This window comes from Acidiphilium sp. (assembly GCF_049977125.1).
Taxonomy (GTDB): Bacteria; Pseudomonadota; Alphaproteobacteria; order Acetobacterales; family Acetobacteraceae; genus Acidiphilium.
In genome coordinates, this window is record NZ_JBMFGY010000271.1 from 1 (window position 1) to 2,793 (window position 2,793).

General features: G+C 57.3%; 3 protein-coding genes. 1 reads left to right on the plus strand and 2 read right to left on the minus strand.

Annotated elements, in window-relative coordinates; translation table 11 throughout:
- Positions 1–239 precede the first annotated feature (239 nt).
- Positions 240–968 (minus strand): iron-sulfur cluster repair di-iron protein, encoded by a 729-nt coding sequence (ric, locus tag ACP5E6_RS17935; RefSeq protein ID WP_427956581.1) that lies wholly within the window; start codon positions 966–968, stop codon positions 240–242.
- Positions 952–1,371: a group III truncated hemoglobin gene (locus ACP5E6_RS17940; RefSeq protein WP_427956584.1), complete on the minus strand. Its 420-nt coding sequence runs from the start codon at positions 1,369–1,371 to the stop codon at positions 952–954. The genes ric and ACP5E6_RS17940 overlap by 17 nt, the downstream gene beginning before the upstream one ends.
- Positions 1,372–1,471: 100 nt before the next feature.
- Between ACP5E6_RS17940 and ACP5E6_RS17945 the strand changes: the two genes are divergently transcribed.
- A complete protein-coding gene (locus tag ACP5E6_RS17945; protein ID WP_427956587.1) occupies positions 1,472–1,885 on the plus strand; it encodes an RrF2 family transcriptional regulator in 414 nt (137 codons plus the stop codon).
- The last annotated feature ends 908 nt before the right edge of the window (positions 1,886–2,793 follow it).

Consider the following 2,793-nt stretch of genomic DNA (forward strand, 5'->3'; position numbering starts at 1 on the left):
TACAGCGATCGGCGACTGTATCGGTCCTACCAATGAGCCCATCTGCGCCGCTCGATTGTTAATCTCGGTCGCGACCGCCTGATAGATCGAGGTCGGACGCCCCTCTGTGGGGTCCGCTCGTCAGAGATGTAGAGACAGTGCATATCAAAACGTTCCCGACGGCGAGACCGGTGAGCATTGCATTCGTCTCAAGCATTCGGGTACGGATCAGCTTCTGGGTGGCAACGTCAAGTCGCTCGTTAGTGATTGCGTCCTGATGCTGGACTGCCATTCTCGGACTCTTCCATTGTCTCGAAACGCGGGAAAAGGATATTGTTCTCCAGATGAACATGCATCGTCAGATCGTCATGAAACTTGTCGAGGCCAAGATAGAGAGCCCGCCAAGTCGCACAGGCGCCTTGCGGTGTAACCCGGCCGCCCGTGATCGCCTCGATCCGCGTCAGCGCCGCGCCGTGATCATCGTGCTCGACCCGCATGACTTGGATGGCAGTGCGCGCAATGTCGCCGCCGCCCTGGGCGAGCAGCGGAAACAGTGCGACTTCCTCTCGCTGCTGATGCAGGCGGATCTCGGCGATCAGTCGTGCCAGTAGTTCCGCCAGGCCGGCAGGCATGGCGGGGTGCTTCCGGTGTGTCGTCTCGACCTTGGCTGCAAGATTACGCAAGTTAGGCAGCTCGGCTAGATGGACCGCGTGGTAGCGCATTTTGATATGGTCAATCAGCGTCGGTGTGGATGCCTCCCGCCAGTCGTCGAGCGGTTCAACGGCGGTGCTCAGGAGGGCCGCGAGAACGGGTTGCGGTGCAATCCCCTGCTCGGCCAGCGCCTCGGTCAGTGTGCGCTTGCCCTGGCAACAGAAATCAATGCCGAAGCTCTGAAATACCGAAGCCGCTCCCGCTCGGTTGGCAGCGATCTGGCCGACAGGTGCGTTTAACAGACCGGCATCGGCGGGCATTTCAATCTGCTTGGACATGGATTGTCTCCTGATTGGGATGAGATGGAATCGGCATTTCACCGCGATGCACGGCGATACCATGTTCAAGGCTGCGGGCGATCCGCCTGGCGAGTAGGATAAAACGATCGGCGGCTTCCGGCGGACATTGTTCCCGCGCGGTTTCGGTCCAGAGTTCTAGCCATCTTCCGAAATGCGCGGCCTCGATGGGCAATGGCGCGTGAGCTTGCATTGGCGAACCGCTGTAGCGACCGCTCATCAGCGCAACCGAGGACCAGAATGCGCACATGCGACCGAGATGATGATCCCAGTCATGAACCCTGGCCTCAAAAACAGGACCGATGAGCGGATCGCGCCTTGCCGTCCCGTAGAAAGCATGCACTTGCCGTTCGATTATCGGTTCGTCGATTCCGTCGTCCTGCATGAGCTACTCCGTCAGTTGGCTATATACGCATTTACGATACGTAAAATGCCTCCCACGAATAGGTATTGTCAATACCTGATAAGGTGGATAATGAACGCTGGTGACGCTTACCAACTATACAGATTACGGGCTCCGTGCCCTGATGTTGCTCGCGATTGATCCCGAGCAGGTACAATCGGCGGCGATGCTTGCCATCCGTCTCGACGTGTCGCGCCATCATCTGGCAAAAATTCTGATGGATCTCGTGGCCGGCGGCTACCTTCTCAGTTCCCGCGGACCCGCCGGTGGCGTCCGTCTCGCGAAGCCGCCCGGAGAAATCCGGATCGGAGACGTGGTGTGCTATCTCGAGCGCGATCAAGTCATGGTCGAATGTTTCCGTGGCGATGGTGGACATTGCAACCTGCAGCCGGCGTGTCGGTTGCGCCATACGCTCAGCCGAGCGAAAACCGCTTTCCTCGAGGCGCTCAATGAAAAATCCTTGGCTGATATGTCATTGGTACCGGCCAAGCCGTAAGTATTTCTGATGAAGTGGACGCCACCTCCGGCAACGCGCCAGCAACTTACTTACCCAGCATAGCCGGGGAGTGGGGTGGGAATGCCATGGCTCATACTTTCCAATCCCGACTGTAATCATCAACTCTTGCAACCGAGCCAACTTGTTCACCCGCGCCCCGTCGTGCCCCGTCGTGCCCCGTCGGTGCTCCGTCGATATAGAGATCGCTCATGACGACCCAGATAAGTTCTGCGCCTAACGGATCGTTGACCTACCTCGCTCCCTACATCCCATCGATTGAGAAGCACCTCGCCGAGGAAAATTGTGAATCTGGGACAATCAAGATCTGGCGTGGGTCGTCGCGTGATCGGATGCTGCCGTCATTAATTTTTTTTGGCTGTGACAATGGATTCTGGCCCTCATGTCGAGTCTTATCGGCAGCCGCTCGGATGTCAGTCCCCCGCTGCTGAACCTGAACATCCGCAAAGATTTCCGCCAGTTGGGTGGTTTAGCTGATAAAGTGCGCGGTAAGCGCAGGCGCACGCTCAGGGAAGATCCGGTGTCCATAGTACTTGCTCCGGCTTCGCCAGCAAGAACGAGGCAAGTGCGGATCGTCACTTCCCTCCGCTGGGCAGCAAGGTCATGGAGCGTCTGCCAACAGAGATTGTGTCGTGATCGCGCACCGCAGAATGGGCAGGTTGCGGCACGAGCCTGTCCCACGATCAACACGATACACGATTGATCGCCACGCAAGACACTCAGAACCTCCAAATCGAGGCACGGTGCATCGTACCAGAGAATTAATCCGTTCGGCTTGTCAGCCAAAAATTCAGAAGGCCATCCCAGATTGCACCGAGAGCGAAGAAGGCCCCCCTTTAGGCTGAAGTTTTCACTAATTTGAATGCAAACTCCCTGCATTTATCGACAAC